This is a genomic window from Lentzea atacamensis (assembly GCF_003269295.1).
Classification (GTDB): domain Bacteria; phylum Actinomycetota; class Actinomycetes; order Mycobacteriales; family Pseudonocardiaceae; genus Lentzea; species Lentzea atacamensis.
Genome location: NZ_QLTT01000001.1, coordinates 1338525 through 1362829, shown reverse-complemented (window position 1 = coordinate 1362829; position 24305 = coordinate 1338525). Strand labels below are relative to the sequence as shown.

Annotated in this window: 29 protein-coding genes and 2 pseudogenes; 15 read left to right on the top strand and 16 right to left on the bottom strand. The window is 67.5% G+C overall.

Features of this window, described 5'->3' with window-relative positions; genetic code table 11:
• Positions 1-87: 87 nt before the first annotated feature.
• The 7 genes from C8D87_RS06470 (at position 88) to C8D87_RS06440 (ending at position 8845) form a co-directional block, all read left to right on the top strand.
• Positions 88-1125 carry an ABC transporter substrate-binding protein gene (locus C8D87_RS06470; protein ID WP_112225889.1) on the top strand — a complete coding sequence of 346 codons (1038 nt, stop codon included), beginning with the start codon at positions 88-90 and terminating at the stop codon, positions 1123-1125.
• Positions 1115-2605 (top strand): sugar ABC transporter ATP-binding protein, encoded by a 1491-nt coding sequence (locus tag C8D87_RS06465; RefSeq protein WP_112225888.1) that lies wholly within the window; start codon positions 1115-1117, stop codon positions 2603-2605. Before C8D87_RS06470 ends, C8D87_RS06465 begins: the two co-directional genes overlap by 11 nt.
• Positions 2586-3518, top strand: coding sequence for an ABC transporter permease (locus tag C8D87_RS06460; protein ID WP_112225887.1), 933 nt, complete (start codon positions 2586-2588; stop codon positions 3516-3518). Before C8D87_RS06465 ends, C8D87_RS06460 begins: the two co-directional genes overlap by 20 nt.
• Positions 3515-4465 (top strand): ABC transporter permease, encoded by a 951-nt coding sequence (locus C8D87_RS06455; RefSeq protein WP_112225886.1) that lies wholly within the window; start codon positions 3515-3517, stop codon positions 4463-4465. Before C8D87_RS06460 ends, C8D87_RS06455 begins: the two co-directional genes overlap by 4 nt.
• Before the next feature lie 9 nt (positions 4466-4474).
• A complete protein-coding gene (locus tag C8D87_RS06450; RefSeq protein WP_112225885.1) occupies positions 4475-7183 on the top strand; it encodes an AbfB domain-containing protein in 2709 nt (902 codons plus the stop codon).
• A gap of 8 nt (positions 7184-7191) precedes the next feature.
• A complete protein-coding gene (locus tag C8D87_RS06445) occupies positions 7192-8265 on the top strand; it encodes a S1 family peptidase (RefSeq protein ID WP_112225884.1) in 1074 nt (357 codons plus the stop codon).
• A gap of 76 nt (positions 8266-8341) precedes the next feature.
• Positions 8342-8845, top strand: coding sequence for an SRPBCC domain-containing protein (locus C8D87_RS06440; protein WP_170166324.1), 504 nt, complete (start codon positions 8342-8344; stop codon positions 8843-8845).
• Between the two features lie 74 nt (positions 8846-8919).
• Here C8D87_RS06440 and C8D87_RS46805 read toward each other — a convergent pair whose 3' ends face one another.
• Both C8D87_RS46805 and C8D87_RS49100 read right to left on the bottom strand, forming a co-directional pair.
• Positions 8920-9213, bottom strand: a complete 294-nt coding sequence (locus tag C8D87_RS46805) for a zinc ribbon domain-containing protein (protein ID WP_267899845.1) — start codon at positions 9211-9213, stop codon at positions 8920-8922.
• 25 nt (positions 9214-9238) lie between these two features.
• A pseudogene (locus C8D87_RS49100) lies at positions 9239-9940 on the bottom strand (transposase); the annotation flags it as partial.
• 131 nt (positions 9941-10071) lie between these two features.
• On the opposite strand from C8D87_RS49100, the gene tnpA reads away from it, so the two are divergent.
• Entirely contained in the window at positions 10072-10485 is a 414-nt protein-coding gene (tnpA, locus tag C8D87_RS06430; protein ID WP_112225882.1) for an IS200/IS605 family transposase, read from the top strand.
• 77 nt (positions 10486-10562) lie between these two features.
• Here tnpA and C8D87_RS06425 read toward each other — a convergent pair whose 3' ends face one another.
• Entirely contained in the window at positions 10563-11594 is a 1032-nt protein-coding gene (locus C8D87_RS06425) for an FAD-dependent oxidoreductase (RefSeq protein ID WP_112226301.1), read from the bottom strand.
• Positions 11595-11760: 166 nt separating this feature from the next.
• On the opposite strand from C8D87_RS06425, the gene C8D87_RS06420 reads away from it, so the two are divergent.
• The 3 genes from C8D87_RS06420 to C8D87_RS06410 are packed head-to-tail and all read left to right on the top strand — an operon-like array spanning position 11761 to position 13373.
• Positions 11761-12537, top strand: a complete 777-nt coding sequence (locus C8D87_RS06420) for a heparin lyase I family protein (RefSeq protein WP_112225881.1) — start codon at positions 11761-11763, stop codon at positions 12535-12537.
• Positions 12538-12576: 39 nt separating this feature from the next.
• On the top strand, positions 12577-12942 hold the full coding sequence (locus C8D87_RS06415) for a hypothetical protein (RefSeq protein ID WP_146771640.1): 366 nt from the start codon (positions 12577-12579) through the stop codon (positions 12940-12942).
• Positions 12939-13373 carry a hypothetical protein gene (locus C8D87_RS06410; protein WP_112225880.1) on the top strand — a complete coding sequence of 145 codons (435 nt, stop codon included), beginning with the start codon at positions 12939-12941 and terminating at the stop codon, positions 13371-13373. The genes C8D87_RS06415 and C8D87_RS06410 overlap by 4 nt, the downstream gene beginning before the upstream one ends.
• A 10-nt stretch (positions 13374-13383) precedes the next feature.
• Here the strand turns inward: C8D87_RS06410 and C8D87_RS06405 are convergent, their stop codons facing one another.
• On the bottom strand, positions 13384-13770 hold the full coding sequence (locus C8D87_RS06405; protein ID WP_112225879.1) for a RidA family protein: 387 nt from the start codon (positions 13768-13770) through the stop codon (positions 13384-13386).
• A 74-nt stretch (positions 13771-13844) separates the two neighbouring features.
• Here C8D87_RS06405 and C8D87_RS06400 point away from each other — a divergent pair, with 74 nt between their 5' ends.
• Together C8D87_RS06400 and C8D87_RS06395 are read left to right on the top strand one after the other, a co-directional pair.
• Positions 13845-14228: a winged helix-turn-helix transcriptional regulator gene (locus C8D87_RS06400; protein WP_233439465.1), complete on the top strand. Its 384-nt coding sequence runs from the start codon at positions 13845-13847 to the stop codon at positions 14226-14228.
• Positions 14229-14260: 32 nt separating this feature from the next.
• Positions 14261-15076, top strand: a complete 816-nt coding sequence (locus C8D87_RS06395) for an NmrA/HSCARG family protein (RefSeq protein ID WP_112225878.1) — start codon at positions 14261-14263, stop codon at positions 15074-15076.
• Between the two features lie 229 nt (positions 15077-15305).
• Here the strand turns inward: C8D87_RS06395 and C8D87_RS06390 are convergent, their stop codons facing one another.
• From C8D87_RS06390 to C8D87_RS06370, 5 genes and pseudogenes are all read right to left on the bottom strand, one after another.
• Positions 15306-15884 (bottom strand): hypothetical protein, encoded by a 579-nt coding sequence (locus C8D87_RS06390; RefSeq protein ID WP_112225877.1) that lies wholly within the window; start codon positions 15882-15884, stop codon positions 15306-15308.
• 72 nt (positions 15885-15956) lie between these two features.
• Positions 15957-16619, bottom strand: a complete 663-nt coding sequence (locus tag C8D87_RS06385) for a hypothetical protein (RefSeq protein ID WP_146771639.1) — start codon at positions 16617-16619, stop codon at positions 15957-15959.
• Positions 16620-16715: 96 nt separating this feature from the next.
• Positions 16716-17576, bottom strand: a pseudogene (locus tag C8D87_RS06380) (Hint domain-containing protein); the annotation flags it as partial.
• A 164-nt stretch (positions 17577-17740) separates the two neighbouring features.
• Positions 17741-18040 (bottom strand): hypothetical protein, encoded by a 300-nt coding sequence (locus C8D87_RS06375; RefSeq protein WP_146771637.1) that lies wholly within the window; start codon positions 18038-18040, stop codon positions 17741-17743.
• 60 nt (positions 18041-18100) lie between these two features.
• Positions 18101-18769: a hypothetical protein gene (locus tag C8D87_RS06370; RefSeq protein ID WP_215732195.1), complete on the bottom strand. Its 669-nt coding sequence runs from the start codon at positions 18767-18769 to the stop codon at positions 18101-18103.
• 165 nt (positions 18770-18934) lie between these two features.
• Here C8D87_RS06370 and C8D87_RS06365 point away from each other — a divergent pair, with 165 nt between their 5' ends.
• On the top strand, positions 18935-19246 hold the full coding sequence (locus C8D87_RS06365; RefSeq protein WP_112225872.1) for a transposase: 312 nt from the start codon (positions 18935-18937) through the stop codon (positions 19244-19246).
• Positions 19173-20159, top strand: coding sequence for an IS3 family transposase (locus C8D87_RS06360; RefSeq protein ID WP_112225871.1), 987 nt, complete (start codon positions 19173-19175; stop codon positions 20157-20159). Before C8D87_RS06365 ends, C8D87_RS06360 begins: the two co-directional genes overlap by 74 nt.
• A 27-nt stretch (positions 20160-20186) precedes the next feature.
• Here C8D87_RS06360 and C8D87_RS06355 read toward each other — a convergent pair whose 3' ends face one another.
• The 7 genes from C8D87_RS06355 to C8D87_RS45045 all read right to left on the bottom strand — a co-directional run bounded on the left by C8D87_RS06355 (position 20187) and on the right by C8D87_RS45045 (position 24270).
• Complete coding sequence (locus tag C8D87_RS06355) at positions 20187-20492, bottom strand: transposase (RefSeq protein WP_233441998.1); 306 nt, start codon at positions 20490-20492, stop codon at positions 20187-20189.
• A 240-nt stretch (positions 20493-20732) separates the two neighbouring features.
• Entirely contained in the window at positions 20733-21149 is a 417-nt protein-coding gene (locus tag C8D87_RS06350; protein ID WP_233441928.1) for a MarR family winged helix-turn-helix transcriptional regulator, read from the bottom strand.
• A 97-nt stretch (positions 21150-21246) separates the two neighbouring features.
• Positions 21247-21582 carry a VOC family protein gene (locus C8D87_RS06345; RefSeq protein ID WP_109636486.1) on the bottom strand — a complete coding sequence of 112 codons (336 nt, stop codon included), beginning with the start codon at positions 21580-21582 and terminating at the stop codon, positions 21247-21249.
• Positions 21583-21647: 65 nt separating this feature from the next.
• Positions 21648-22436, bottom strand: a complete 789-nt coding sequence (locus C8D87_RS06340; protein ID WP_112225869.1) for a carboxymuconolactone decarboxylase family protein — start codon at positions 22434-22436, stop codon at positions 21648-21650.
• The gene (locus tag C8D87_RS06335; protein ID WP_112225868.1) at positions 22436-23629 is read right to left on the bottom strand and encodes an RNA polymerase sigma factor; all 1194 of its coding nucleotides are present in this window, start codon (positions 23627-23629) and stop codon (positions 22436-22438) included. Before C8D87_RS06335 ends, C8D87_RS06340 begins: the two co-directional genes overlap by 1 nt.
• A complete protein-coding gene (locus tag C8D87_RS06330) occupies positions 23626-23997 on the bottom strand; it encodes a YciI family protein (RefSeq protein ID WP_112225867.1) in 372 nt (123 codons plus the stop codon). Before C8D87_RS06330 ends, C8D87_RS06335 begins: the two co-directional genes overlap by 4 nt.
• Before the next feature lie 72 nt (positions 23998-24069).
• Positions 24070-24270, bottom strand: coding sequence for an ABC transporter permease (locus C8D87_RS45045; protein ID WP_146771635.1), 201 nt, complete (start codon positions 24268-24270; stop codon positions 24070-24072).
• Positions 24271-24305: the final 35 nt, after the last annotated feature.

Here is a 24305-nt window from a genome sequence, read left to right as displayed (position 1 = left end):
GGAAGTCACGGTCTTTACATCGTTGGAACAACGATGCAAATCTAGCGGTGAGAGCGCGACCACGCACAGCCCGTGTAGGAGCCAACGATGTCTCGCATGCTGCTCATTGCCGCAACCGCCCTGCTTGTCACCGCGTGTACCAGCAGAGAGAGTCCGCAGACGGCCGCCAGCGGCGGGCCCGCCGCGTCCGCCGCGCAGCAGCAGAGCGCCGGTCCGGGGTGTACGCGGAGCAGGACGGGATATCCGCAGGTCGACGTCAAAGGTGCGACGGTCGGCTTCTCCCAGTCGGAGAAGGAGGCCAACCCGTTCCGGACCGCCGAGACGCAGTCGATCAGGGACGAGGCCGCCAAGAAGGGCGTGAACCTGCTTGTCACGAACGCGCAGAGCGACCTGAACAAGCAGATCAGCGACATCAAGTCGTTGCTGGACCGCGGGGCCAAGCTGCTGATCGTGGCGCCGCTGAACTCCGACGGGTTGCAGCCCGCGTTCGACGCCGCCAAGGCCAAGCAGGTGCCGGTGATCACCATCGACCGCAAGGTGACCTCGCAACCCTGCACGGACTACCTGACGTTCATCGGCAGTGACTTCGTCGAACAGGGCAAACGCGCCGCGCAGCAGATGATCAAGGCGACCGGCGGCAGCGGCAAGGTCGCGATCCTGCTCGGCAGCTCCGGCAACAACGTCACGGTCGACCGGACCAAGGGCTTCAAGGACGGGATCGCGAACTCCGGCCTGCAGGTGGTCGCCGAGCAGACCGCCGAGTTCGACAGGTCCAAGGGGCAGGCCGTGATGGAGCAGCTGATCCAGAGCAACCCCGGCATCACCGCCGTTTACGCCGAGAACGACGAGATGGGCCTCGGTGCCGTCACGGCGCTCAAGGCTGCCGGCAAGACGCCCGGCAAGGACGTCAAGATCGTGTCGGTCGACGGGACGCGCAGCGCCGTGCAGCTCGTCGCGGACGGCAGCTACACCGCGGTGATCGAGTCCAACCCGCGGTTCGGGCCGCTCGCTTTCGAGACGCTGGAGAAGTTCGCCAGGGGTGACGAGATCCCGCAGAGCATCGTGATCTCCGACGACGAGTACGACACGTCGAACGCCGCGCAGAAGCTCGGCAATGCCTACTGATCCGGTGATCGAGGTCGCCGGCGTCACCAAGACCTTCGCCGGCGTCCGTGCACTCGACGACGTGGACCTCACGCTCCACCGGGGTGAGATCCACGCGCTGGTCGGCGAGAACGGCGCCGGCAAGTCCACGCTGATCAAGGTCCTGACCGGCATTCACACCCCGGACGGCGGCCGGATCCGGCGCAACGGCCGCATCTCCACCATCTACCAGGAGGTCAACCTCGTCCCGCTGATGAGCGTGGCCGCGAACCTGTTCCTGGGCAGGGAACCGCGCAACCGGATCGGGCTGATCGACCGCGCCCGCCGCGACGCAGAGGCCGCCGAACTGCTCAAGAGCTACGGCATCACCGCGGACGTGAGCAGTCCGCTCGGGACCCTCGCGGTCGGTGAGCAGCAGATGGTCGCGCTGGCGAGGGCGGTCGAGGCGGACGCGGACGTCGTGATCATGGACGAGCCCACGTCGTCACTCGAACCGCGCGAGGTCGAGACGCTGCTGGAGGTCGTGCACAAGCTGCACGAGGCGGGGATCGCGATCATCTACGTCAGCCACCGGATGGACGAGCTCTACCGGATCTGCGACACGGTCACGGTCCTCCGCGACGGCAAGAACGTCCACAGTGGACCACTCAGGGAGCTGCCGCGCATCGAACTGGTCTCGTTGATGCTCGGCCGCTCGGTCAACGAGATCCAGAAACACGGCACCACGGCGTTCGGTGAAGACCACCACGCCGACACCCGGCCGGTGCTGGAAGCGCGGAACCTGACCAGCAGACCCCGCATCAACGGCGTCGACGTCACGATCAGGCCGGGCGAGGTCGTGGGCCTGGCAGGGCTGCTCGGATCGGGACGCACGGAGACCGCCAAAGCGATCATCGGCGCGCTGCCGCTCGACGACGGCACGGTGCTCGTCGCGGGAACACCCGTGCCGCGCAACGTCAAAGCGGCCACCAGGGCAGGCATCAGCATGCTCGCGGAGGACCGCAAGACCGAGGGGATCATCCCGAACCTGTCGGTGCGGGAGAACATCGTGCTGGCCGCGCTGCCGAGGCTGAGCAGGTTCGGCGTCACCAGCAGGAAGAAGCAGGACCGGATCGTCGACACGTTCGTCAAACGCTTGCGCATCAAGGTGTCCAGCCCGGAACAGAAGGTTGCGGAGCTGTCCGGCGGCAACCAGCAGAAGGTGCTGCTGGCCAGATGGCTGTGCACCGAACCCAGGATCCTCCTGCTCGACGAACCCACGCGCGGCATCGACGTCGGCGCCAAAGCGGAGGTGCAGGCGCTCATCGACGAGCTCGCGCGGGAAGGCCTGGCGGTGATGCTGATCAGTTCCGAGCTGGACGAGCTGCTCGACGGCGCGGACCGGCTCGTCGTGCTCAGGGACGGGGCGGTCGCGGGTGAGCTGGAGGGAGCCCAGCTCACCCGTGAGCACGTGCTCGCGGCGATCGCGGCGGAGGTGATGGATGACGCTGACAGCCGCTAGAAGGCGCTGGCTCCAGGACAACGGTGTCTACGTCGCGGTCGGAGCACTGCTGCTCTTCAACGCGCTGTTCACGGCCAACTTCATGACGCTGGGCAACTTCACCACCCAGCTCGTCCAGGCCGCACCCGTGCTGATCGTCGCGCTCGGCATGGCGCTCGTGATCGGCACCGAAGGCGTCGATCTGTCCGTCGGCGCGGTCATGGCGCTGGCGGCCGCGATCATCCCGCTGTACCTGGGTGCCGGTCCGGTGCCCGCGATCCTGATGGCCCTCGTGGCGGGCCTGGCGGCGGGCGCGTTCAACGGTTTCCTCGTCGCCAGGGTCGGCATCCAGCCGATCGTCGCCACCCTCGCCCTGCTGGTCGGCGGCAGGGGACTGGCACTGGTCATCGCGAACGGCCAGCTCGTGCCACTGCACGACCCCGCGTTCCTCGCACTCGGCACCGACGACGTGCTCGGCATCCCGATCAGTGTCCTGATCGCAGGCCTGTTGGCGCTGACGATCGCCGGGCTGACCAGCAGGACGACGTTCGGCCGCCAGCTCGTCGCCGTCGGCGGCAACCGCAGGGCGGCCACTCTGGCCGGCCTGCCGGTCAACCGGGTGCTGGTCGGCGTCTACGCCATCTGCGGTGTGCTCGCGGCGGTCGCCGGAGTCCTCGCGACGTCCAGGCTCGCCGCCAGCGACCCCGCCGACATGGGCCTGCTCATGGAACTGTCCGCGATCACCGCGGTCGTCGTCGGCGGAACCCCGCTCACCGGCGGCAAGGTGCGCGTGCTCGGCACGGTGATGGGTGTCGTGCTGATGCAGCTCGTCAGAGCCACGCTGATCAAGCACAACCTGCCCGACTCGATCGCTCAGATGATCCAGGCCGCGATCATCGTCGCCGCCGTGTACGTGGCACGGGAGCGCCGATGACCACCCTGACCGCGGCAACGAGAACCAAGGTCCTGCAACGCCAGGGCGCCGCCGTGGCACTGACCGTGATGGTCGTGGTGTCCTGGCTGACCTTCCCGCGCTTCGGCAGCCTCGACAACCTGCGCGACCTCGCCCTGCAGGGCTCGTTCCTCGCGGTGATCGCGCTCGGCATGACGTTCGTGATCATCACCGGCGGCATCGACCTGTCCGTCGGCTCCCTCTACGCCCTGGGAGGTGTTCTCGCCGCCTGGGGCTCGCAGCACGGGTTCCTCACCGCACTGCTCCTGCCGCTCGTGGTGTGCGGCGGCATCGGGCTGATCAACGGCCTGCTGATCGCCCGCACGAACATGGCGCCGTTCATCGTCACGCTGGCGTCCCTGCTGTTCGCCCGCGGCCTCCTCCTCGCGATCACCGACGAGGGTGCCAACACCTACCAGGTCGCGCCGGACAGCGCGTTCGTCGAGCTCGGCCGCGGCACGGTGGCCGGCTTCGGCTACCCGATCTTCATCGCGGCCGCGTTGTGCGTCCTGGGTGGTGCGATCCTGAACCGCACCGGCTTCGGCCAGAACGTGTTCGCCACCGGTGGCGCCGAGCAGTCCGCCATCCTGATGGGCGTTCCCGTCGCCAGGACCAAGGTCCTCGTCTACACGATGAGCGGCACGCTGGCCGGCCTCGCGGGAGCCCTGACCGCCGCCTATCTGCAAAGCGGTGTCACGGTCATCGGTGTCGGCACCGAGCTCGACGCCATCGCGGTCGTGGTCATCGGCGGCACCCTGCTGACCGGCGGCATGGGCACGGTCCTCGGCACCGTGATCGGTGTGGGCCTGATCAAGGTCATCCAGAACGTGATCAACCAGATCGGCACGCTCGACAGCAACTACCAGTCCGTGGTGAGCGGTGTGTTCCTGCTCATCGTCGTCGTCCTGCAACGAATACTCCGGAGATAGGGAGGCACCGTGACCAGACGCGTCCTGGGCGTACTGGCCGGAATCCTGATCGCAGCCACCATCAGCCCCACAAGTGCACAAGCCGCGGAGTGGCAACCGAAAGTCCCTCCGCTCACGACACCCTGGACGGCCCGGGTGTCGCCCACCAACGCCCTGCCCGAGTACCCGCGCCCGCAACTCGTCCGCACCGAGTGGCAGAACCTCAACGGCGTCTGGGAGTTCACCGGAGCACCGAACCTGAACAACCCGCCCATCGGCAGGCCGCTGGCCGAAGGCGTTCTCGTGCCCTACCCGATCGAGTCAGCGCTGTCGGGCATCAAAAGGCACGAGGACAACATGTTCTACCGCCGCACGTTCACGATTCCGTCCACCTGGAACGGTCGCCGCGTCAAGCTCAACTTCGGCGCGGTGACCTGGGAGACGCGGGTCTGGGTCAACGGCACCCAGGTCGGCACCCACACCGGCGGCTTCGACGCGTTCTCGTTCGACATCACGCCGGCGCTCAGAGCCGGGGTCAACGAGATCGTGGTGGGCGTTCATTCGCCGATCGACGGCAGCCGCTACCCGATCGGCAAGCAGCGCCGCGATCCCAGCGGGATCTTCTACACCGCGGCGTCCGGCATCTGGCAGACGGTGTGGCTGGAACCCGTGCGCAGCGCTCACATCACGCGCCTCGACACCACTCCGGACGTGGCGGCGGGCGTGCTCGACCTCGTCGTCCAGGGCACCGCGGGACAGTCCGTCACCGCCGAGGTCCGCACGGGCAACACGATCATCGGCTCGCGCACCGGCACGACCGGGAGTCATCTGCGGATTCCCGTGCCGAACGCGAGGTTGTGGTCGCCGGACGACCCGTTCCTCTACGACCTGCGGGTGACGCTCGCCGGCGGTGACGTCGTGACCGGCTACTTCGGCATGCGCTCGCTCGGCAAGGCGGTGGTCGGCGGTGTCATGCGGCCGCTGCTGAACGGGAAGTTCGTCTTCCAGATCGGCACGCTCGACCAGGGCTACTGGCCGGACGGCATCTACACCGCGCCGACCGACGAGGCGCTGCGCTGGGACCTCGAACGCCAGAAAGCACTGGGGTTCAACATGGTCCGCAAGCACATCAAGGTCGAGCCGGCGCGCTGGTTCTACCACGCCGACCGGCTCGGGCTGCTGGTCTGGCAGGACATGCCGTCGCTCGACGCCGTCGACGAGGTTCCGAACGGGCGAGCGAACTTCGAGTCCGAGCTGAGACGAATCCTCGACCAGCTCAAGGGCATCACGTCGATCGTGCAGTGGGTGCCGTTCAACGAGGGCTGGGGCGAGTACGACGCCGGCCGCATCGTGAACCTGGTCCGGTCGATCGACAACACCCGCCTGGTCAACCACAACTCCGGCTCCAACTGCTGCGTCTCGGATCCCGACCCCGGCAACGGCGACGTGATCGACGACCACGCCTACCAGATCACGACGGCCAACCGGCCGCCCGACGCCGCCAGAGTCGCGGTGCTGGGCGAGTTCGGCGGCCTGGGACGGCGGGTCGTGGGCCACGAGTACGAGCCGGGCAAGGGATTCGCTTACGGGGCCCTGTATCCGGACGAACAGTCGCTGACCAGGCGGTACGAGGAGATCACCAAGCAGGTCGCACGGCTGGTGCACACGCGCGGGTTGTCCGCGTCGGTCTACACCGAGCCGTACGACGTGGAGAACGAGGTCAACGGCTTCTACACGTACGACCGCCGCGTGCTGAAGATGACCGAGGCACGGGTGCGGGACATCAACCAGAAGGTGCTCGCCGTCGCGCGAGGCACCGCGGTGGGACCGGACGACCTGGTGTCGTTGCGCGTCACCACGACCGGCTACACCGACCGCTATCTGCGCCACCGGGACAGCCTGGCCCGCACCGACGTCCCCGGCTCGGATCTCGATCGCCTGGACGCGACGTTCTTCGCGCGTCCTGGCCTCGCGGACGCGTCCTGCCTGTCGTTCGAGGCGCGCAACTTTCCCGGGCACTTCCTGCGGCACGCGGGTTCACGCATCGGCATCGCGCCGAACCCGAATGCAGGCGACGCCACGTTCTGCGCCCGTGAAGGCTCGGGGGGCAGTGCGCTGGAGTCGTTCAACCTGCGCGGCTCCTTCATCCGGCACTTCAACGAGAACGTCTACTTGGCACGGTCCGGTGGCCCCAACCCCTGGGACACGTCGAACTCGTTCGCCGCGGACACGACGTGGGCAGTGAGCGTCGCGCTGTGGCGCAGCGGCGCCGACCTGCCGCTCGACCAGGCCAGGTCGTTCCGGGTCACCACGCCCGGCTTCACGGACCGCTACCTGCGGCACCGCGACAGCCTGGCACGCACCGACGTGGTCACCGGCACGAGCGACGCCCTGCTGAAGGCGGACGCGACGTTCGTGATCAGGCGCGGACTCGCCGACCCGACCTGCTACTCCCTCGAGTCGCGCAACTTCCCGAACAGCTACCTGCGGCACGCGGACTTCCGCGTCCGCCTGAGCGGCAACGACAACACCGATCTCTTCCGCCGCGACGCGACGTTCTGCGCTCAGCAGGGCGACGGTGGCGTGCGGCTGGAGTCGGTCAACGAGCTCGGCACCAACATCCGGCACTACCAGGAGGAGGTCTGGGTCGCCTCCAACGGCGGCGCACACACGTACGACAACCCTGCCTCGTACCTCCAAGACGTGAGCTGGGCCGTGGGCTCACCTTGGGCACCGTAGGAGAAAACATGCTGCTACGCATAGTTTCCGTGACCGCGATCGTGCTGAGCACGATCACCATCCCTGCCGCAGCCGCTTCCACCGAGGTCGTCGACGCCATGAGCCGCGACTTCGGGATCACCGCAGCGCAGGCGCTGACCAGGATCCGCCAGGAGAAGGTCGCGCTGAAGATCGCGCCGGCCGCCCAGGAGGCCGCTGCCGACGCGTACGGCGGCAGCTGGTTCGACGGCGGCAAGCTGGTCGTCGCGGTGACCGACCCGGCGAAGGCCGACGCCGTGCGCGCCAAGGGTGCCGAGCCCGTGCTGCGGACGAGGACCTACGCCTCGCTGACCGCGGTGAAGGAAGGCATCGACAGACTGTCGAAGGCCGGGGCGGTGTCCAAGGACGTCGTCGGGTGGCGGGTCGACGTCCAGCGCGGTGCCGTGGTGGTCGACGCGTTGCCGGGAGCCGATGTCTCGGGGCTGCCGAAGGATGTTGTCGTGAACACCGCGGGCGTCCAGCGGCCGCAGCCGTTCGCGGCCGGCACCGTGGGCGGTGACCCGTTCTACACGGGCAACGTCCGCTGCTCGATCGGCTTCTCCGTGCACGGCGGCTATGTCACCGCCGGGCACTGCAACGTCGGTGCCTGGAACGTCTACGGCTGGGACCGCTCGTGGCAGGGTGAGTTCGTCGGTTCCTCGTTCCCCACCAACGACTACGGCTGGGTCCGCACCGGCGGCGGCTGGTGGAACGTGCCGGTCGTGCTCGGCTGGGGCCAGGTGAGCGACGCCCTGGTGCGCGGCTCGTGGGAGGCCCCGCCCGGCACCTCGGTGTGCCGGTCCGGCTCGACCACGCACTGGCACTGCGGCGTGATCCAGGGCCGCAACGAGACCGTCAACTACCAGCAGGGCCCGGTCTACGAGATGGTCGGCACCAGCGTGTGCGCGCAGCCCGGCGACTCCGGTGGCTCGTTCATCACCGGTGACCAGGCGCAGGGCGTGACGTCCGGCGGCTACGGCAACTGCTCCACCGGCGGCCGCACGTGGTTCCAGCCCGTCAACGAGATTCTGCGTGTTTACGGGCTGCGGCTGTTGACTGCCTGATCGGTCGTTGTCCACCGGGACGCAAACGCGTACTTTCTTCACGTCTGCGTCCCGGCGGATCTTTCGAGGTGGTCACGTGCTGGCAGCAGGTCTCGTGCTCGCGGTGCTGACGAGCGGTTCCCCGCTCGATCCTCGTGCACCCGGCGAGCACTCGGTGGTCTATCGCGTCGACACGGTGATCTCGGCGTCCCAGGAGCGCGTCTACGGGCTGATCACGGACTTCCCCGGCTATGCGAGCTGGAACCCGTGGGTCGTCAGGGCCGCGGGCGGCACCTCGCCGGGCGACGAGGTGAAGGTCGACGTGATCCTGGGCTCGCGCACGATGGCCGCGAAGCACATCGTGCTCAACGGCGTGCCCGGTCAGCGGTTCTGCTGGAAGGACGCGGGCTGGAACTCCTGGTTCGTCTACGGCCAGCGCTGCCGCACGCTCACAACCCAGCCCGACGGAACCGTGCTCGTGTCCAACGAGCTGTTGATCGACGGCATCCTCTCCGGCGGCACGGATCACTTCGTGGGCAAGGCGATGCGCGACGGCATGCAGGCCGAGAACGCCGCCTTGAAGCGCGCCGCCGAGTCCTAAGTCATGAACTCGTCCCTGAAGGAACGAGCTTGCCAATCGCCGCGAGCGGCGGTTCCAGGCTTGCTGCTGCCGTCCTAGCTGGCTGCCAGGATGGGCGCTGCGTCTGGGCGCATGACTTCGCCCCAGCGCACAACACCGCGAGCCGCGATGTTGTGCGCTGCGTTGTAGTCGGCGTGCCCGCAGGCTTGGCAGGTCTGCGAGGTGTAGGCCGGATCGACCTGCACCACCACCACCACCACACCCGCCTGCTGGGCCTTGTAGGTCAGGAACTGACCGAGCTGGGCGAACGCCCAGGAGTGCAACGTGGCCCGTTGGGGCTTGCGAAGCCGTACCCGCGCGCGGATTCCCGTCAGTTCCTCGACGGCGATCCCCGCGTCCGGTGCGTTCAGCCTCGGCCACGATGTTCTTGCTGATCCGGTGGTTCACGTCGGCCGCGAACCGTGCCTCCTTGCGGCGGCGCTTCTTGAGCAGCCGTCTCGCGGAGGATGTCTTCTTGACCTGCAACCGTTTCCGGATTCGGTTCTGGCGTTCGCGGTAGCGGTTCAGGCGCGCCCCGCAGAACCGGTCACCGTCAGAGGTGGTCGCGATGTTGACGATGCCCAGGTCGACTCCGAGGAACCCGTTCGCCGGTTCGGACTGGGCGGCCTCGGGACTGTCGACGACCGCGTGCAGCAGCCACACCCCGTTCTGGTGCAGCAGATCGGTTACCCCGATCGCCGGTCGGGAGCGCAGCAGGGCGAGATGCCTGGGGTTTCCGACGATCCGCACGGTGCGGAGTCGACCAGCGACCGTCCAGATCGGCACTGTCCCGTCGCGGCCCGCGTCACCGAGTTGCCAGGACAGACAGCGAGCGTCGAACGGCTGCGCCGCTTGCGGGCGGAACCTGATCGGGGTGTCCTCGACCTTTCGGCGCCGGTCCGACCCAGGGGGCCCGTAGTTGCCTGCATTGAGGTTGGCCCGCAGTGTCGTGTAGGCGTCCACGGTCTTGCCGATGACCCGGATCGCCGGTTGGGCTGCCAGCCCGAACCGTTCCCGCAGCTCGGTATAGAGGCGTTTCTGCACGTCGAACTTCCGGAACACCTGGTCGGTGTACATCCGTTCAGACAGCGAGGAAGCTGCCGTGTTGCAGGCGCGCAGGGTATCGCCCAGCGCCGACGCCTGCTCGGGCGTCGGTGGCAACCGCACCTGCACGACCCGTTTCACGTCGATCACCACAGCGTTGGTCCATGTCACCACGGTGGAAACCCGACCCCGACATACGCAGGGGACGCAGTGTCATCTACAACCCTCACGTCCACCTGATCCTCGTCACAAAGTACCGGCGTGGCGCGTTCACCGATCAGATCCTGCGCCGCTGCGAGGAGATCATGCGGGACGTGTGCGTCGGCCTGGGCGCAGAACTGCGCGAGTTCAACGGCGAGACCGACCACGTGCACCACCCGCCCAGCCTGGCCCTGTCCACACTGGTCAACAGTCTCAAAGGCGTCTCCTCTCGACGCCTGCGGCAGGAATTCTCCCGCACATCCGCCGGTACCTGTGGGGAGCACTTCTGGTCGCCCTCCTACTTCGCCGGGTCGTGCGCAGGCGCGCCCGTGTCAATCATCAAGGAGTACATCGACCAGCAGAAGCGTCCCGGCTGACGGCCCGCCGCCCAGGCCGGGCAAGCCGGGATCGGCGCCTCCTGGCCGTGAGCGACCAGGCTTCCGCCGATTGGAGCTCAGGTGAACAGAATCCGCTTGGCCACGGCCTTGCCGACGGGTGTGCGCAGTCCGGTGAACGCCAACTCGGCCAGACCCGGCCCGCGGACCAGTGAGAGACCGCGCCGCATCGTCGACCGGAGGAGGTAGCGGCGCCGCATCGCGGCGGCGTCGTAGTGCTCCAGGACGTACTTGTTGCCGCTGCGCAGGTAGTCGGACGTGACCGAGGCGGCGAGCTCGGACATCCGCATGCACGGGTCGAGCCCGCCCGCGGTGAGCGGGGAGACCGCGCCCGCCGCGTCGCCGACGAGCAACCCTTGCGGCGACACGATCCTGCGCAACAGCCCGCCCACGGGAATCGGCCCGCCGCGGCGCTGGACCGGCCCGGCGGGTTCCGGCGTGGGGAAGCTGTCGCGGAAGCGCTGGAGCAGCTGGGGGAGTGGCGCGGTGAACCGGTCGGCGCGCCCGGCCAGGCCGACGTGCGCGTGTTCCCCGTCGTCGATGACCCACGCGATGTAGCCCGGCGCGAGCCGCGGGTCGACAACGCAGTGGAACGTCGGCGTCGAACCGGTCCTGATCGGGTAGACCTCCTCGATGCCGGTGATCAGCTGCCGGTTGACGTCCAGGCCGAGCTGCTTCGCGACCGTGGAACGGGCACCGTCCGCGCCGATCGTGAAGCGGGCCTTCGTCGCCTTCGCCGGATAACTGGCGTTGAGGTTGACCTGCGCCCCCGCTCGTTCGGCGTCCTTGACGGCCTGGGCGTAGATGCCCGCCATGTCGCCGACCCGGAACTCGTCGCGCGCGCTCACGAGCTCGACCGGCTCGTTCAGCGACGGCGGGTAGAGCAGCACGCGCCGGACGGCCGGGCCGAGGTGCGGCAACCGGTAGTCGGTGAGGGTGCGCCGGACGAAGATCCCGGTGGTGCGGATGCCGGTCTCCAGGCTCGTCCTGCGTTCACACACGGCCACGTCGAGGCCTGCTTCCGCGAGCAGGCGGGCGGTGTTGAGCCCGGCCAGCCCCGCGCCGACGACGAGTACGTCCACGGTGTCCATGCCTGGACCGTAGAACTGGTCGACCGGCCGGTTTTCGGTTTCCCGCAACACCTTCACGGGATCTGCACGAGTCCTCCACAAATGTGGGGACCTTGACACATCGGAGGTCTGTCGCCGAGAGTGGTCTGTACCGCCGCCTCGAACTTCTGGGTTCGAGGAGGAACCGATGGAGTTGTTCAACCGCCGCACGGCGATGCGAGGAGCGCTCGCCATCGCGGCCACGCCGTTCGCCGCAGGTGTAGCGTCCGCTGACGTGGGGGCCACGGCGTTCGTGCAGAAGTGGGCGGCGAACCCCGCGACGGCCGGCCTGAAGGCGTTCGTCGGCATCGAGGACGACCGCGCCAACTCGCACCCGTCCGCCACGCACATCTTCGCCGAGCAGGACCAGTACCGGTTCGTGATGCACAAGTCCGACAGGGACGGATCGGACCGGCAGCGCCAGGAGGTCCGCGCGATCCAGACCGGCGGCACCCGCCACGACATGAAGAAGGGCGAGACCTGGCGCTTCACCTACCAGATGTACATCCCCAGCTCGTTGAAGGGCACCACCAGCTTCACGCACATCTTCCAGGTCAAGCACACCGCCGTCGCCTCGCCCGTGGTGACGATGTCGTTGTTCCGTTCCGGTTCCGCGGAGACCGTCGAGATGAGGCTCTTCGGTGCGGGACAGGCGAAGCTCGGCAGCACCCCGCTGGCGTCGTTGCGCAACAAGTGGATCGACGTCGCGATCGAGCTCAAGGTCGCCGACTCCGGCCGCCTGCGCTTCACGTTGAAGGACGGGGCGACCACGGTGGTGGACGCGTCGCGGTCCGGTTTCGACACGTGGCTGGGCGGTGACCAGGCGCATCCGAAATGGGGCATCTACCGGTCGCTCGGCGACTCAGCGCAACTGCAGGACACCTATCTGTTGCTGCGCAACATGAAGGCGTTCCGCGACGAATGAGGTGTTCCCTCCCGGTCGTCCGGAGGTGAGAATTGCCGCGTGGGGGATCTACACGGACGAGCTGCCGAGAGCAGGGCCGGTGTCACCGCCTTTCTGGCCGGTGTGTGGCTGATCGCCGCGCCACCGGTCCTGCACTTCAGCGCGTCCCTGCACGCTTTCCGGCCCTACTGGTGGTCGATGGGCCTGGCGGTCGTCGTCATGCTGGTCGGCATGGTGCGGGCGATGGCGCCGTTGGACGTGCCGTTGCTGCGGCTGATCACGATCGCTCTCGCCGTGTGGCTGTTCATCGTGGCGTTGCGTGCGGACGATGATGGTGTTTGGGTCGTTTGGCTCAACCAGCTCGTCGTCTCGGGGTTGATCGCTCTGTCGGCCGGGCTCGCGCTGCTCGTCGGCCTGCGCCGATGAGCAAGTGGCACGAGCCGTCGGACGACTGCCTGATCTGCCGCGGTTCCCAGGAAATCGTCATCGGTGTTCGCGAGCGCGGGCCGTACGAGCAGCTGCACGACTACACGCGCGTGCTGTTCTGCGCGGCTTGCGATGTCGGGGAGCTGCGGACGTTCAGCTATGACGGCTTCGTGGTGTTCGGTGAGGAAGACGACGTCATGGTGTGGTCGTCGGTGCTGTCGGCTTCGGACGTCTCGCGGTTGCGGTCGGACTTCGCGTGCCCGTCGCCCTTGAACCACGAGTGCGAGTGCGCGCAGCACATCCGGGCCTACGACACGAGTGTGAAGGCGAACAAGACCCGGTTGCCGGAGCACGGGCCCGGCCGGCACAGTCCGGCCGGGCGCACCACGGTGACGGTCACGGTGACCGACGGCCTCGCGGAGTTCTGCTGAGCGCACGCGGTCAGATGACGGCGATCGACTCGATCTCGACCAGGTGCTCCGGCACGTCGAGCGCTGCCACACCGATCAGGGTCGCCGGCGGCTTCGCGGTCTCCCCGACGCGGGCCATCGCGTTCTCGATGCCCTTGAGGAGCTCCGGCATCTTGTCCGGGGTCCAGTCCACGACGTGGATGGTGACCTTCACGAGGTCCTTGAACGACGCTCCCGCGCCCTTCAGCGCGGTGTGCACGTTCACGTAGGCCTGCTCGACCTGGACGGCGAGATCCGGCTCGGCGTCCCAGGCGACCTGGCCGGCCACGTAGATCGTCCTGGTGCCGGTCGCGACGGCCACCTGGTGGTAGACGTCGATCGTCGGCAGGCCGTCCGGGTTGATGAGCGTGATGGACATGGCTTCCTCTCTTGTGGTTACTCGGTAACCGTAGGAGAGTGAGGGTTGACCTGGAAGAACGCACTTTTTCGAGAGTGGGGAACCTGAAGGTGAGCAAGCAGCTCAGCGGGGATCTGGCGCGGGCGGACTCGCTCGCGCGCGAGATCTTCTCCGACATCGCGAACAAGTGGGCGTTGCTGATCATCGAGACGATCGGGGACTCGACGAAGCGCTTCACCGAGCTGAAGGTCGAGGTCGACGGCATCAGTCACAAGATGCTGACCCAGAACCTGCGGCTGCTGGAGCGCAACGGGCTGGTCGTGCGGGTCGTGCATCCGACCGTGCCGCCGCGCGTCGACTACACGCTGACCGAGCCGGGACGGGCGCTGCGGGCCACGGTCGACGCGATGTGCGCGTGGACGACGCGGTACCTGGGCGAGATCGAGGAGGCGCGGAGTCGCTTTGGTCACTCAAGTTGATAGTCACTAATCGGTGACTATATTGTGGAGGCATGACCGAGAAGAAGATCGTGGCTGTGGTGGGCGCTACCGGCGTGCAGGGCGGGGCGGTAGCGCGGGCGTTGCTCGCCGACGGGGAGTTCGCGGTGCGGGCGTTGAGCCGCAACACCGACTCCGCGGCGGCCGGGGAGCTCGCGGCGCTGGGGGCGGAGGTCGTGGCGGCGGACCTGTACGACGTCGACAGCCTGCGCAGGGCGTTCGACGGCGCGTACGGGGCTTACCTGGTGACGCCGTTCTTCACGCACCTGTCGGCGGCCAAGGAGCTGGAGGAGGTCGGCAACCTCGTCGAGGCGGCGAAGGGGCTGCGGCACGTGGTGTGGTCGACGCTGGAGGACACCCGCGAGGTGATCTCGCTGGACGACGACCGGATGCCGACGCTGGACGAGAAGTACAAGGTGCCGCACTTCGACGTGAAGGGTGGCGAGGCGGACGCGCTGTTCGAGCAGGCGGGGCTGCCGACGACGTACGTGCGGATGTCGTTCTACTGGAACAACTTGCTGCGCGACCTGGCGCCGCACCGGGGCGAGGACGGCAGGTTGAGGCTGTCGTTGCCGATGGGGGAGAGCAAGATCTCCGGGATCGCGGGTGAGGACATCGGCAAGGCGGTCACGAGTGTGTTCAAGCGGCCGGCGGAGACCATCGGGCACACGGTCGGGTTCGGCTCCGAGCACCTCACCGGGGACGAGGTGGCGCGGGCGTTCAGCGAGGTGCTCGCCGAGGAGGTCACCTACGAGCCCATGTCGCACAACGACTTCCGGGCGCTCGGGTTCCCCGCCGCGGTCGAGCTGGGCAACATTTCGTTCAGGTAACTCGAATGCGCCTGCGGTCTGCCGATGAAGGCAGCGACATCAGCACCACGCACCGCGTCCACCCCCTCACGGTAGATCGCATCCGACAGACACGCGATCAGACCATAGCGGCCGTGGTTGTTGGACTCCTGCCCACCGTTCTTCGTCACGTCGTTGAGGACCGATTGGACGGCGGGATGCACATAGATGGACGACTTGCTGCTCCCGCTCATGTACACGTGCCCGTTGGTCAGGCGGATCGCTTCACCGACTCTTCACGCGACAAGCCCTGCGCGGTGAGGGCCTCGGCGGTGTCGGCCATGACCTTCTCGTGGTCCTCGGTGCACGCGTACAGGAAGTCGGTCTTCGCGGTGCTCAGCAGCATCAACGGCTTTAGATCGTGCTCGAAGCCTTCTGGGCGTGTGCCGCGGTCGGCCCAGAACGTCACTGTGGTGGTTACTGGGATGACGTCGTCGTACGGCTCGGAGATGGAGAACAGTGCGGTGACCGGTTTTTGTGCTTGTCGGAGGCATGCCCGTGCATAGGCCAGTGAGACGCCCAGCAGTTCGGCCAGGTCGTCGCCGCGTGGGATGTCCTGGCTGTTGCTCTGGGCCTCGTAGGCGTGCAGGTCGCTCTTCGGTCCGGTGCTGTGGTCGGCCATCTCGCGCAGCAGGTAGGCGCCGGACTCGTGTTCGGTCCAGCCGTGGGCGACTGTGGTGGCGAGGGAGGCTGGCAGGGGTGCTTCGCCGGGCCTGATCGCGTGCAGTGCCGCCCGCATGCGGAAATTGGCCTTCTCCGAGATCAAGCTCTCCTCCAACGGCTGGCGCATGCTCCCCTGTGGACGCATGCCCAGCAAAGCACCTGTCGATCGTGGTCCGCGCGTCGTGCACCACAAGTCCGCTCACGACGTTCTCAGAGCCATCGCGGCCCAATGCGTCGCATCTTCGCGACCTGCCGCACCGCTGTAAAGAAGCCTGCGATGGTCACCCCAGAAGGAATTGACGCTGGCTACCGCCTCCGCCGGCCTCAGATCTGTAGTCGCCACGATCACACCCGTCATCTCCTCCATCAGTTGACGCTGCTCGTCGTCGAGTGGATAGAGGAAAGTCCGTGGCTGGGTGGTCAACAGCATCGCGGCTGAGTCCCACTGCTCGAAGTCGTCCGCATAGGGCAATTGGCCTGGGTGCTCACTCCAGAACGTAACTCTTGCCGTTCTCGGCACGTCGTCATGCGGCTCCGAGAACGAGACCAGCGCGTTCACCGGCCGATCAGCCTGACGCAGGCACTCACGTGCATACCGGGTCGACCAGATCACCAGCACGTTCACATCGTCGTGATGGGGGATGCCCCACGCATTCACCCTCGCCTCGTAGCCGATGAGATCGGAGGACGGCCCTGAGCCGTGGTAACCGGCGTACCTGGACTTCAACAGGTACGCACCCGACTCATGCACCCCCCAACCATCAGCCGCTGCTCGAGCGAGCGATCGCGGCAGCTCCACGTCCGTCTGCTCTGCGGCGAGGAGATACCTCACCATCGGCGTGTTCGGCATCTCAGAGATCAACTGCCCCCCTGGGGTGATGCCTGGGGGTGTGTCCACGACACCCCCAGGCGCAAGATCTACTTCATACCACGCAACGTCAGTCCATGCCGACGATCCTCAGGCCTCCGTGAATGGCTCGCTGATAACCAGGATTGTTCCTGACTCTTCTGCTGATCGCACGAGGAAGGCCGTCGAACTCGCCCGCATCGAAGTTGTACTCAAATTTTCTTTCGTCGTCCGCGTGATCCTGGAAGTGCAGAGACCCGTCTCTACCGCGGAAGTTCTCCACGTCGATCCGGTACTGGCCGTACTCCCACAGCGTGACGCTACCTCTTTCAGTGATCGTGCCGTTGTCCCCGATAAAGGTGCGTGCAGGCTCTGCAGCGGGTTCGACGGCGCTGTCGCCGAAATGCTCCCTCCACCTGGCATGGTTCTTCTCAACCGACTCGGTAGAGGACGGATCGTTCTTGAGGAACGGAGCAGGTCCGTGGCCTTAGGCCTGCTGGGGCCCGTCTCGCAGTTGTGGACCAGCACGTCGGCAGCGGCAGTCTGTCCACGTCCGGCGACACCCACGTAGTACGTGTGAGTCCCGTCGACCGTCAGGTTGTAGACCAGCTGAACCTTGGAGAACGACCGAGTCCCCAGCACCGTCGCCGGGCGGTTGTCCGCCGTGGTGAACCGGTACCCGGGCTTCAGGTCCTCCGCGTGCTTCCACTTCCGCAGCGAGGAAACCCAGAACGGGTGCGCATCCGTCGCGGTGATCTTCCCGACGCCCTTCAGCGTCAGCACCGAGATCTCGTAGAGCTCCCGCTCCGACTCGTGCACCCGCTGGTCCGTCACGACCTTGACCGAGGTCTTGCCCGTGGTCGGATCAGTGGCGATGACACGATCGCCAGGCTTGACGTCCTTGATCGGCTTACGGGAACCGTCAGCCATCAAAACCGTCGTAGCACCGTCGAAGCTGTTCGAGTCGAGACATGCACTGCTGCGGCCGCTGCGGCCGGAGTCCTTCGCGGCGTCGTTATTCCGCTTCTTCTTCTACCCGAGCAACGACAGCGCATCCCCAAGCCCAGGAATCTGGCTGTTCGCGAGGTCCGAGACCGCTTCCTCCGCCACCGTCTGGATGACCGAGGTACCCGGCTTCACCACCGTCGCCTTGATGATCTCCCACGTCTTGTTGACGTCCTGGACGTCTCCGCCAGCGCCGACACCTTGCGCGCCGGCAGGTTGGGCGCCGACGACACCAGGTCCTTCATCGCGATCCGCGGCTTCAGAGCAGCCTGCAGCAGCGGCAGCGGGTTGTTCTTGGCCGCGTAGGCGATGGCTGCCTTGGCACGCTTGGTGATCGCTGCCATGGCGGCCGCGCGGGCCGCCACTTCGGCCACAGCTCTGCGTGCGGCGTCCTTCAGAGCTGTATATGCTTCCAGGTGGAGGCAGGCCATCAGCAAAGCACCTGTCGATCAGAGTCCGCGCGTTGGATTCCGTCCAGCAGACCGACCGGGTCACTCCGGATGCGCGTCGAGCCACCGCCGGATCGCGTTCCGAGTGAATTCCGGGGAATCTGGCCAAGCGGCCATCCACTCACCATGGCTTCGCAGGACGGGCATGCGGTTCGGACAGCGATGTACACCAATGCCAACTCCGCCCTGCTCACGAGCAGCGCGCACAACCACATTCCCGTCCAACGACAGCATCACGAATGCCGGGTAGCCGGCTCCGGTCCCGAGCACGCCCGTTGCCGCACCAGCACCCGCGAGGTCCCACCTGTCCATCAGCGCGACCTCAGCCCACCACCACACGGGATCCTCGTCGTCGTTCTCCTCGATCTTGACGCCGACGAGGAACCGATGGCTGTTGTCGAACAGACCCGCGTCTGTGCACATCTGCATCCAGGCAGCGTTCAGCTTCGCCACCCGCTGTGGGTCGTCATAGGCGACTTCCTCAGCACACACGAACTCGCCGCCGCCTCCGGCGCGGGCGAACGTGACGAGAGTTGGCGGCGCGTAGGTGGCGGTGGTGGCGACCATCCCCATGTAGTCGAGCCCGGCGACCGCAAGAGACTCCGCCAGGCCGATTTCATCCATTCTCACGATCTCCAACGTAGGGGGTGGGCCGGTGTGCGCCGCGCACACCGGCCCGTCGGTCACGGCACCGGCCGCCGCTGTTGCCAACCGGCCAGGTTGCGCAGCAGGCAGGCGCCGGAGTCGTGCTCGACCCGGCCCCCTGACAACGGTCGTGGCCAGCGTGCGCGACGCGGGTACTTCGTCTGGCTGAGGTTCCCCCGGTAGCTCGGAGACTTTCGAACATGGTCCGATAGGACCTGAAGGGAGTCGTCTGTGGCACCACCGAAGAAGTACCCCGACGAGCTGAGGGCTCGTGCGGTCCGGCTGTATCGGGAGTCGGATCCGAAGCCGGTGATCCGGCGGCTGACCGAGCAGCTCGGGGGTCATCACGAAGCGCTGCGCAACTGGATCCGGCAGGACGAGGCCGGCCGCGGGGAGCGGGATGACAGACCGACCACCGGTGAGTCGGAGGAGCTGCGCCGGCTGCGGCGGGAGAACGCGGAACTGAAGCGTGCCAACGAGATCCTCAAGGCCGCGAGTGCTTTTTTCGCCTCGGAACTCGACCCGGCCCGGCGACGGTCGTGAAGCTCGTCTCGCAGCTTCGTGGCCGCTTCGGGGTCGAGCCATCCTCTGGGTCCTCGGTATCGCCTCCTCCACCTACTACGGCTGGGTCCAGCGCCGGGCAGACCCGTCACCGCGGCAGCGCCAGGACGAGGAACTGGTAGCCGAGATCGTGGACATCCACACCATCTCCGGCGGCACCTACGGCAGCCCGCGGGTGCACGCCACCCTGCGCCGCCGCGGGATCCGGGTGTCGCGCAAGCGGGTCGAGCGGCTGATGCGCGGCCACGAGCTGCAGGGCGCGTTCCTGCGCACGAAGTGGCGAACACCCTCGACCCGGCGCGATCCACGAGCCGCACCGGCACCGGATCTGGTCAACCGGGACTTCACCGCCCCGGCGCCGGACCGGCTGTGGGTCGCCGACGCCACCCGCATTCCCACCGGCGAGGGCGTGTTCTGGCTGGCCGCGGTCCGGGACGCCTTCTCCAACCGGATCGTGGGCTGGAAGACCAGCGACCGCTGTGACACCAGCCTCGTGCTCGGCGCACTGGAGTACGGCGTCTGGTCCCGCGAGGTCCGTGACGGGCAGCTGATCCACCACAGCGACCGAGGCTCGACCTACACCTCGATCCGCTTCGCGCAACGCCTGGCGGACAACGGGATACTGCCGTCGATGGGCTCGGTCGGCGACTCCTACGACAACGCGCTGATGGAGAACTTCTTCTCCACGTTGAAGATCGAGCTGGTGTATCGGAACTCGTGGCGCACCCGCGACGAGGCCGAGAACGTGATCTTCAGCTATATCGACGGCTGGTACAACACCCAGCGCATCCAGAAAGAGCTCGGCTGGCTCAGCTCTGACGAGTACGAGGCCGCCTGGCACGCCGATCAACTCGAGCCAGCTATCATCCCGGCATCCCCAACCGGAACCTGGTAATCACCCCTCCGAGTTCTCGGGGGAACCTCAGATGTCCACCGCCAGCACCAGCCTGCCGTCAGCGGCCCGCGGCAACCGCGTGCCGGCGAGCGTGGTCCGCAGCCGGTCGATCTCGACCCGGCCGCGCGACAGCGCGGCATAGCCGCTGCCATGCCCGCGACGGTGCTCGCCGGTCAAGGACAACTCCGCGATCGACCGCACCGGCCCGTCCGCGCACAGCGCCGCGTCGCACAGTTCATACAACGCGTCCGCCCGCCGCGACAGACACCGGTAGAACTCCTGCCGGAACCAGGACAGGTCCCCGCCCGCACCGGACTCACCGGCATCCTGCACACTGATCAACTGAAGCCCTCGGTAGCGATCTTCTTCCCTAGACAAGAAGAATGATCAACCAAGGGCTTCACCCATGATCAACCAGGGGCGCCCTCCCACAACCCACTGGTTAAAACTCAAGCTAGTGGCGCGTCCCGGAACGGTGGCGAGGTGATTCACGCTCAGCAGGGCGCCTCGCGGCACCGCCCCCGATGCACCCGTCTGACCGCGAATTCTCCCGGCACCGTTCCGGCCACACCGCTAGCGGTAGTGCGCGGCGATCTCGCCGAACACCTCCTTGAAGGCGGCGAACCGCTCGGCGCCGACCTGGCGGGCGAACCCGGCCTCGATGTCCTTGATGATCCTCGCGGCCTGGACCATCTGGTCGCGGCCCATTTTCGTGGGCACCACCAGTTTTGCCCGCCGGTCCGCCGGATCGGGCTGCCTGGCGACGTAGCCGAGGCGTTCGAGCTCGTCGATCAGCGTGCCGATGACCTGCTTGTGCTGGCCGGAGCGCTCGGACAGCTCGCTCGCGCGGCTGCCGTCGAGGGCGAGGTAGGCCATGACCGCGCCGTGGCGTGGGCGCAGGTGCTCGTGGCCCGCCTCGGCGAGGCGGGTGAAGAGCTCCTTCTGGAAGCCCGAGAGCAGGTGCGCGGAGAGCACGCCGATGTCCGACATGCCCAGCATGGTAACGCGTCGGGACGTCAGTCCGAAGAGGACTGAAAGTGCAGCGGTGCATGGGTGGCCCACCTGATGGCGGGCCACCCCAACGCGCTCAGGCCTGCGGCTCGTAGAGGCTGAACGCCGTGCCCTGGTCGTCCCAGCAGTGGGCGATGCGGCCGACGTCCGGCACGGTCTGGACGTCGTCGCTCTTGCCGCCGAGCTCGGCGACCTTGCGCACCGACGCGTCGATGTCGGTGGTGTGGAAGTAGATGCGCGGCTGGGTGAGCTGCGCGTCCTTGACGGCGATCGCGCCCGACGCGCCGTTGGTGATCACGTGGTAGTCGTCGCCCATGAGGCTCGTTTCCCAGCCGAACACGCCGGCGAAGAACGCCCGTGCCCTCGCGGTGTCCTCCGCGGGCAGCTCGAACCAGTTGACCTGTCCGGACATCTCTCGCTCCTCGGGGTTGTCGTTGCTTTTGAGCGAAGGACGAGCGAGCGGTCCGGAACTCGACATCAGTCGCCGAGAAATTTCCTGCCGGTGTCGTAGTGGCTGAGAGCTGCGCCAACGGCGGCCGCGACGGTGACCTCGAAGATCTCGTCCTCGGTGTGGTCCTGCTTGAGCCGCGCGATGTCGTCGTCGGTGATGAGGTGGGACGCGGTGCGAACGGTTGCGGCGTAAGAACCCCAGGCCTCGCCACTCGCAGCGGCCCGGCGTAGTTCCGGCGGCGTGTGCGCCGGGGCCTCCAGCACCGCGCGGCGCAGTTCGGCCGTGGTGCCTTCGCCGGGACCGGTGAGGAACCGCGGGAACCGGTAGCCGAACCGGTGCAGCGAGCGGGTGCCGGACTTCAGCTGGCCGGGCTGGAGCTCGAACCCGAACACGTTCGCGAGCCGGTTCACGACCTGGAAGACCAGGCTGACGTTCAGCGCGTCCACCGCGGCGTCGCGCGGCAGGTCGGGCGGGGTGAAGTCGTCGAGAAAAGCCGAGGCGGCCAGCAGCTCCGGCCGCAACGGCGAGGGATCACCGGCGATCTGGATCAGTTCGGCGTGCGTGACGGCGCAGAACGGGCACTGCAGTCGCTCGGACGTGCGCATCGCCAGGTACTCGCGTTCGCCCGCCGTCCAGAACGACGGTCCTCGCATCGTCTTCGCGGTCAGGTCGAGGAACACGCCGCCGAAGAAATCGGGGCGGTACAACAGGGCTTTCGGCACGTCCGACATGGGGACCCGCGAGACGAGCTTCGTGAAGCCGAAGAACATCCGGGCGGGCAGGCGGTGGCCGTGGTCGAGCACGGTGAGTCGCATCAGGGCACCTCCAGTGAACGCAGCCGCCCGGCGAGGAAACGCCGGTCGGCGGGGCTGACCGCCAGCTCGTGCGCGAGCCGGTACGCGGCAACGGCTTCCTCACGCCGATCCAGGCGGCGCAGCAGATCGGCGCGGGCGGAGTGCAGCAGGTGGTAGGACTCCAGCCCGGCGATCCCGTCGATCAGCTTGAGCCCCGCCTCCGGCCCGTCGGCCATCGCGACCGCGACAGCGTGGTTGAGCTCGATCACCGGAGTCGGTGCCACCACGAGGAGTTCGCCGTACAGAGCGGCGATCCGGGACCAGTCCACGGGATCCTGCACGTGCAAGGCCGCGATCACGGCGTGCAGCACGTACGGGCCGGGCGCGCCGAACCGCAGCGCGCGGTCGAGCAGCGTCATGCCCTCTGCGATCTCCTCGACGTTCCAGAGCGCGCGGTCCTGGTCTTCGAGCAGCACGACGTCGCCGTCGGACGTTAGACGAGCCGCGCTGCGCGAGTTGTGCAGCAGCATCAACGCCACCAGCCCGTGCGCCTCGGGTTCGTCGGGCATCAGGGTGGCGACGAGCTTGCCGAGCCGCAGCGCTTCCAGCCGCAGATCGGCGTCGGCCGTCGTGTAGCCCCTGGTGAAGATCAGGTAGATCACCGCGAGGACGCCGGACAGGCGTTCGGGCAGCAGGTGGTCCGCCGGCACCTCGAAGGTGATGCCCGCGTCACGGATCTTGCGCTTGGCCCTGACCAGGCGCTGGGCCAGCGCGGGTTCGGCGACGAGGAACGACCGTGCGATCTGCGCGGCCGTGAACCCCGCGACCGCCTGGAGGGTGAGCGCTACCCGTGCCTCCTCGTTGAGTGCGGGGTGACAGCAGGTGAAGATCAGCGACAGCCGTTCGTCGCCCAGGTCTGCCAGCTGTTTCTCGGTCATCGTGACCGGTTCCGGAGGCGTGGGCAGCTTGGTGCGGGCCATCCGCGCGTGCCGGAGCCGGTCGAGCGCGTGGTTGCGGGCGACGGTGAGCAGCCACGCGAACGGGTCGTCCGGCACCTGTGCACGTGGCCATTTGCGCAACGCCTGCGAGCACGCCTCCTGCAGCGCGTCCTCGGCCAGCTCGAAGTCGCCGAGCGCTCGCACGAGTGCCGCGAGCATCCGGGACCGGTGCTCGCGGTACACCCGTTCGACCGCGGCCGACGCGAGGTCGCTCATGCCACCCCGTGGTTCAAACCGGGGATGTGGTCGACCGGCCGCACCTCGATCGTGGAGCCGAAGTGCGCCTGCGGAACCATTTCGGCGAGCTCCAGCGCCTCGTCGAGGTCACGGCAGTTGAGCAGGTAGTACCCGCCGAGGTGCTCGTGCGTCTCGGCGAACGGCCCGTCCGTCAACATCGCCTTGCCCGCCTGCACCCGCACGGTCGTGGCGGTGCTCGCGGGCTTGAGCGGGTCGCCCGCCACGAACACGCCCCGGCGCCGGCACTCGTCGGCGAAGGCGTTGACCCGCGTGAGGATCTCCTCGAACCGCGGGTCGCCGGGCCCCGGCCGGTCCTCGCAGTTGTAGATCAGGAACATGTAGTGCATCAATGCCCTCCAGTCGTCCTTCCGAGGACGAACGAACCCTCTGGAACTCGACATTCGAGCACGACAGTTTTCTCACGGCGCGGCGAGCGCCTCCGTCGGGGTGGGCCGGGACGCCCTGACCGCCGGGTAGACGCCGGTCAGCACGGCCGCGGCCAGCCCCGCGCTGACTATTTCGACGGGGATCACCGCAGGCCAGCCGTGCGCGGCCGCGTAACCGGCGGTGCCCAGCAGCCCCAGCACGACGCCGGCCAGGCACAGGACGACCGACTCCATCAGGAACTGGGTCCCCACCGGGCCGCGGACGGGCG